Annotated in this window: 6 protein-coding genes; 4 read left to right on the forward strand and 2 right to left on the reverse strand. The window is 66.1% G+C overall.

The window, feature by feature from the left end; genetic code table 11:
• Positions 1-26 precede the first annotated feature (26 nt).
• The 4 genes from EOA33_RS21375 (at position 27) to EOA33_RS21390 (ending at position 3,820) form a co-directional block, all read left to right on the forward strand.
• On the forward strand, positions 27-836 hold the full coding sequence (locus EOA33_RS21375) for a MetQ/NlpA family lipoprotein (protein ID WP_127406508.1): 810 nt from the start codon (positions 27-29) through the stop codon (positions 834-836).
• An 83-nt stretch (positions 837-919) separates the two neighbouring features.
• Entirely contained in the window at positions 920-2,011 is a 1,092-nt protein-coding gene (locus tag EOA33_RS21380) for a methionine ABC transporter ATP-binding protein (protein ID WP_126056119.1), read from the forward strand.
• The gene (locus tag EOA33_RS21385) at positions 1,992-2,645 is read left to right on the forward strand and encodes a methionine ABC transporter permease (RefSeq protein WP_126056118.1); all 654 of its coding nucleotides are present in this window, start codon (positions 1,992-1,994) and stop codon (positions 2,643-2,645) included. The genes EOA33_RS21380 and EOA33_RS21385 overlap by 20 nt, the downstream gene beginning before the upstream one ends.
• 158 nt (positions 2,646-2,803) lie before the next feature.
• A complete protein-coding gene (locus tag EOA33_RS21390; RefSeq protein ID WP_127406507.1) occupies positions 2,804-3,820 on the forward strand; it encodes an isopenicillin N synthase family oxygenase in 1,017 nt (338 codons plus the stop codon).
• A 212-nt stretch (positions 3,821-4,032) separates the two neighbouring features.
• On the opposite strand, the gene hpaH is transcribed toward EOA33_RS21390, so the two are convergent.
• Positions 4,033-4,836, reverse strand: a complete 804-nt coding sequence (hpaH, locus tag EOA33_RS21395) for a 2-oxo-hept-4-ene-1,7-dioate hydratase (protein ID WP_189347379.1) — start codon at positions 4,834-4,836, stop codon at positions 4,033-4,035.
• Positions 4,833-5,708: a fumarylacetoacetate hydrolase family protein gene (locus EOA33_RS21400; RefSeq protein ID WP_126056116.1), complete on the reverse strand. Its 876-nt coding sequence runs from the start codon at positions 5,706-5,708 to the stop codon at positions 4,833-4,835. Before EOA33_RS21400 ends, hpaH begins: the two co-directional genes overlap by 4 nt.
• Between the last annotated feature and the right edge of the window lie 200 nt (positions 5,709-5,908).

Consider the following 5,908-nt stretch of genomic DNA (forward strand, 5'->3'; position numbering starts at 1 on the left):
ACGCTTCAGCATCTCTCGCTACGTCAATCACCAGGCGCGCTGGACTTGCGGCGCTTCTTGCCTCGGCGCTTGCCGTTGTCAGCCTCACCGCGCCGACGCCCTCCTTCGCCGAGGACAAGAAGGCGATCAAGGTCGGCATCATCAGCGGCGAGGACGAGGATGTCTGGCGCGTCGTCGTCGCCCAGGCGGCCGAGAAAGGCCTGACCATCGAAACGGTCGTCTTCAACGACTACACGCAGCCCAACGAGGCGCTGGAACGCGGCGAGATCGACGCCAACGCTTTCCAGCACAAGCCCTATCTCGACAACCAGATCAAGACGCAAGGCTATCACATCGTCCCCGTCGGCTATACCGGCGTCTGGCCGATCGGCCTCTATTCGAAGAAATACACCAAGGTCGCCGACCTGCCGGAAGGCGCCGTCATCGGCCTGCCCAACGATCCGTCCAACGAGGGCCGCGCCCTGCATGTGCTGCAGAACGAGGGCGTGATCAAGCTGAAGGACGGCACCGGCATCCTGGCGACGACCGCCGACATTGCCGAGAACCCGAAGAAGGTCGCCATCAAGGAACTCGATGCCGGCATCGTCGGCCGCTCGGTCGAGGATCTCGACGCGGCCGTCGTCAACACCGACTGGGCGCTGAAGAGCGGCCTGGGTCCCGACAACCGCATTGCCCAGGAGCCGGTGGCCGACAATCCCTACCGCAACTTCATCGCCGTCAAGGCCGGCAGCGAGAACGAACCCTGGGTGAAGACGCTGGTCGCCTCCTACCAGAACGAAACGGTGAAGGCCGAATTCGACAAGGTCTACAGGGGCACCGGCATCAGCGCCTATTGATCGGCGCCTGGCTTGCAGCAGCAGGCGGCCCGCTGTTCGGCGGGCCGCTATCGCGTTTGCGGATCGCTGAAACGGAAAGAAAGATGAACCAGCATGTCACGGCCGAACTGGCCGATCCGGCGCACGGCCCTCCGGCGGATCGGGAAGATGTCGTCCGCCTCGTCGACCTGAAACGCCGCTTCGGTGTGACGCCGGCGCTCGACGGCGTCTCGCTGACGGTGCGCAAGGGCGAGATATTGGGCATCATCGGCCGCAGCGGCGCCGGCAAGTCGACGCTGATCCGCTGCCTGAACGGGCTGGAGCGCCCGGATACCGGCGCGGTGTTCATAGAGGGCCGCGAGATCGGCCGGCTCGGCGAGCGCGCACTGCAGCCGCTGCGCCGCCGCATCGGCATGATCTTCCAGCATTTCAACCTGCTTTCGGCCAAGACCGTCGAGGACAATGTCGCGCTGCCGCTCAAGATCGAGGGCCGGCCCCGGGCCGAGCGTCTGGCGCGCGCGACTGAACTGCTGGAACTCGTCGGCCTGTCGGAGAAAGCAAAAGCCTATCCGGCCGCGCTGTCGGGCGGCCAGAAGCAGCGTGTCGGCCTTGCCAGGGCGCTTGCCGCGCGCCCCGCGCTGTTGTTGTCCGACGAGGCGACCTCGGCGCTCGATCCGGAGACGACGCGATCGATCCTCGCTTTGCTCAAGGACATCAACCGGCGGCTCGGCCTCACCATCCTGCTCATCACCCACGAGATGGAGGTGATCCGCTCGATCGCCGACCGCGTCGCGGTGATCGATGCCGGGCGGATCGTCGAGGAAGGCCCTGTCTGGTCGGTCTTCGCCGGTCCGAGGTCCGAGATCACCAGGAGCCTGCTCGGCGGCATCCGGCCGCAACTGCCTGATGAGATCGCCAGCCGGATGGCTGCGGGCATTGGCGTGGAGACGATCCTGAGGATCGATGTCGCCGGCGAGGCCGCGCGCGGTCCGCTCCTGTCGGACCTTGCAACCGCTGTGCCGGGACCGTTTCGCCTCGTCCATGGCGGTATCGATCATGTCCAGCAGCAGCCTGTCGGCACTTTGTTCCTCGCGGTGCCCGGCAACGATGCCGATCGACTACCGAAACTGATCGCGTTCCTGGAGGCCCGCCAGGCGCGGGTGGAGGTGCTTGGCCATGTCGCCGGTTCTGTTTGAGCTTCTCCTCCGTTCGACCTGGGAAACGGTGCTGATGACCGGAGCCTCCGGCCTCATCTCGCTGGTCTTCGGCCTGCCGCTCGGCCTGGCGCTGGTCGCCACCGATCGCGGCGGCATCGCCGAAAGCCTGTGGGTAAACCGCGCCCTCGCTGCGGTCATCAACGGCTTCCGCTCCGTTCCCTTCATCATCCTGCTCGTCGCCTTGATCCCGGTCACGCGGCTGATCGTCGGCACCTCGATCGGCACCTGGGCGGCTATCGTGCCGCTGTCTATCGCCGCCACGCCCTACTACGCGCGCATCGCCGAAGTGTCGCTGCGCGAGGTGGACCACGGACTGATCGAGGCTGCGCGCGCCATGGGCGGCAACCGCTGGACGATCATCCGCGAGGTGCTGGTGCCGGAGGCGCTGCCGAGCATCGTCGCCGGCTTCACGGTGACCCTGGTGACGCTGGTCGGCGCCTCGGCCATGGCCGGCGCCATCGGCGCCGGCGGGCTTGGCGATCTCGCCATCCGCTACGGCTACCAGCGCTTCGAGACCAGCGTCATGGTCGCCGTGGTCATCGTCCTGATCGTCCTTGTCTGCGGCATCCAGTGGGTGGGCGACCGGCTGGTCGCCAGGCTGGATCGACGCTGATGATGGGAGGGCCGGAAGTTCTTTGCCCGCCGACAGCGGAATGCAGCGCCGGCTTTGCGTCATTCACGCCGAGATTGGATCGTGCGTTGCTTGGGCCAGGGCCGCGCGCATGGCATCGTGGGGGCGGGGTCGCATAGTGCCGCGAAAGGAGCCTGACCATGGCCCGAATTATCCCCGTGCTCGATCTCGACCGCCTCGACCAGGGCGCATCGGAACTGCGGACGTTTCTGTTCGACCTGCGCACTGCCGCCCGCGACGTCGGCTTCTTCTATCTCTCCGGCCACGGCATATCGGCTTCTGAAATCTCCGACGTGCTCGATGCCTCGCGGCGGTTCTTCGCCTTGCCGGAGGCCGACAAGCTGGCGATCGAAATGGTCAAATCCTCGCAGTTCCGCGGCTATACGCGCGCCGGCGGCGAGCTGACCAAGGGCAAGGCCGACTGGCGCGAGCAGCTCGACATCGGAGTCGAGCGGCCGACGATCGCGCAGGGGCCAGGCGTTCCGGCCTGGACGCGGCTGCAGGGGCCGAACCAGTGGCCGCACGCCCTGCCGGAGCTGAAACCGGCGCTGCTTGCCTGGCAGAGCAAGGCGACCGAGGTGGCGATCCGCCTTCTCAAGGCGTTCGCGCTCTCGCTCGACCAGCCGGAAGACGCCTTCGATGCGATCTATCGCGACGAACCCAACCATCGCATGAAGATCGTGCGCTACCCCGGCCGCGACGCCACCGGCGACGACCAGGGCGTCGGCGCCCACAAGGATGGCGGCTTCCTGACCCTGCTGCTGCAGGACGAGAACAAGGGGCTGCAAGTCGAGTACAGTGGCAATTGGGTGAATGTCGACCCGATCCCGCAGACGCTGGTGGTCAACATCGGCGAATTGCTCGAACTGGCCTCGAACGGCTATCTGCGTGCAACGGTCCATCGCGTGGTTACGCCGCCGTCCGGTGTCGAGCGCATTTCCGTGCCGTTCTTCTTCAGCGCCCGGCTTGACGCGACGATCCCGCTGCTCGACCTGCCCGAGGACCTGGCGGCGGAGGCGCGCGGTCCCGCAAGCGATCCCGACAATCCGCTGTTCCGCGACGTCGGAACCAATGTGCTGAAGAGCCGCCTGCGTTCCCACCCGGATGTGGCGCGCCGGCACTATGCCGATCTCCTGGAGACGGCAGCGGCTGGCTGAGGCCGCGGTCCTGCTTGCGCGATATTTTTTCGCGCTTCGGCTCATATTTGGAATTCTGTTCGTCGCAAACATGCCCAACAAAGCCCACATACGGCACATCGTTCGGCGTTCTCCTCCCATTGCGCCGGACGGTGTTCCCCTCTGAAGGTTTGACCTTCATTTTTGGCCGGGCCGCATTCGCGCCCGGCCTTTTTCTTTGCTGATGGGTTCTGTCAGGCGAAGGCGAGGCGGATGGTTCCGTACGGGCCGAAATCGGCGGCTATCTGGTCGCCGTGCCGGCATTCCACCGGCCGGATGAAGGAGCCAGACAGCACCACTTCTCCGGCGGAGATGCGCATGCCGTACTGATGCAGACGGTTGGCCAGCCAGGCGATTCCTTTCGCCGGATGGTCGAGCACGCCGGCGCCAAGCCCGGTCTCCTCGACCTCGCCATTGCGCGACACGATGGCGCCGATCCAGCGCAGGTCCGCCTCGCGCGGCCCGGCCGAGCGGTCGCCGACGACGATGCCGGCATTGGCGGCATTGTCGGAGATCGTGTCGAAGAAGGTGCGTATCTTGCCGCTTTCCTTGTTCATCCGCTCGATGCGGGTGTCGAGGATCTCGAGCGCGGGCGTGATGTAGTCGGTGGCGTCGAAGACGTTGTCGATCGAAATGTCGGCGCCGGCGAGTGGCGCCTTCATGACGAAAGCGATCTCCGCCTCGATGCGCGGCTGGATGAAGCGGCCGGCCGGAACCGTGCCGCCTTCCTCGAAAAACATGTCGTCGAACAGAATGCCGGAATCCGGGATGTCGATGCTGAGCGCCGATTGCATCGCCTTGGAGGTCAGGCCGATCTTCCAGCCCTTGATCGCCAGCCCCGACGCGACCTTCCGCTTCACCAGCGCCGCCTGCACCCGGTAGGCGTCGTCCATCGTCGCCTGCGGAAAGTCGAGGCTGAGCAGCCGGATCTGCCGGCGCTCGCGCTCGGCCTCGTACAGCCTCGCCGCGGCATCCTCGACCTGCGCTTCGGTCATCATCGGCCAGCTCCCTCGTCGACCACGCCGTTGCTGAGCAGGCCGATACCTTCCGCCTCGACCTCGATCACGTCGCCCGGCTTCAGCCAGATCGGCGGCTCGAAGCGGGCGCCGGCGCCGGTCGGCGTGCCGGTGACGATGATGTCGCCGGGCACCAGCGTGGTGAAGGTGGAGATGTAGGCGATGATCTTGCGGAAGGAAAAGATCATGCGGCCGGTGCGGTCCTGCTGGCGGACCTCGCCATTGACGCGGGTGGTGAGCGAGATGTCGGCGATCTGTGCCTCGTCGGTGAACGGCACCAGCCACGGGCCGATCGAACCGGAACGGTCGAAATTCTTGCCTTGCGTGACGTTGAACTTGGCGTGGCGCACCCAGTCGCGGAGCGTGCCTTCGTTGCACAGCGACAGCGCCGCGATGTGGCCGAGCGCGTCGGCCTCGGCGATGCGGCGGCCGCCTTTGCCGATGACGATGACGATCTCGCCCTCATAGTCGAGTTGCGGCGATTCCGGCGGCCGCACCAGCGACGCGCCGTGGCCGACGAAGGAACGCGGGAAGCGGATGAACAATGACGGATTCGAGGGCGCCGCCTGCCCGTCCTTGTACTCCTCGTTGCGGTCCGGATAGTTGACGCCGACGCAGATGATCTTTTCCGGGGAGGGGATCGGGATTTCATAGGCGATGTCCTCGACGTTGAAGTCGGGCGCGAAGGTGTCTGCCTCCTCGGCCAGCCGCAGCAAGGCGCCGGCCTCGATCACTTCGCGCAGCGTCGGCCATTGGCCGTGCCGCGCCGAAAGGTCGACGACGCCCTTGCCGGTGATCGCGCCATAGCGCGTCCTGCCGCCGACGGTGAAAGTGGCGAGGCGCGCCGCGCTCATGCTGAAACTCCACGGTCATCGCTGCTGGCCAACCGGAAGCGTCGAGCTCTACGGCGCCCCCCTCTGTCCTGCCGGACATCTCCCCCACGAGGGGGGAGATTGGCTGGCCGCGCGGTCGGCACTCTTCTTGCAACGTTGAAAATTGGCGAAGGCAGAGATGACATCCAATCTCCCCCCACGTGGGGGAGATGTCCGGCCGG

Source organism: Mesorhizobium sp. M4A.F.Ca.ET.050.02.1.1 (genome assembly GCF_003997725.1).
In the GTDB taxonomy this organism is placed as follows: domain Bacteria; phylum Pseudomonadota; class Alphaproteobacteria; order Rhizobiales; family Rhizobiaceae; genus Mesorhizobium.

Bases quoted from the DNA above. Each gene is read 5' to 3' on its own strand.
- EOA33_RS21380 (WP_126056119.1), top strand. From the start codon at position 920: ATGAACCAGCATGTCACGGCCGAACTGGCCGATCCGGCGCACGGCCCT.
- EOA33_RS21400 (WP_126056116.1), bottom strand. From the start codon at position 5,708: ATGAGCGCGGCGCGCCTCGCCACTTTCACCGTCGGCGGCAGGACGCGC.
- EOA33_RS21385 (WP_126056118.1), top strand. From the start codon at position 1,992: ATGTCGCCGGTTCTGTTTGAGCTTCTCCTCCGTTCGACCTGGGAAACG.
- EOA33_RS21390 (WP_127406507.1), top strand. From the start codon at position 2,804: ATGGCCCGAATTATCCCCGTGCTCGATCTCGACCGCCTCGACCAGGGC.
- hpaH (WP_189347379.1), bottom strand. From the start codon at position 4,836: ATGATGACCGAAGCGCAGGTCGAGGATGCCGCGGCGAGGCTGTACGAG.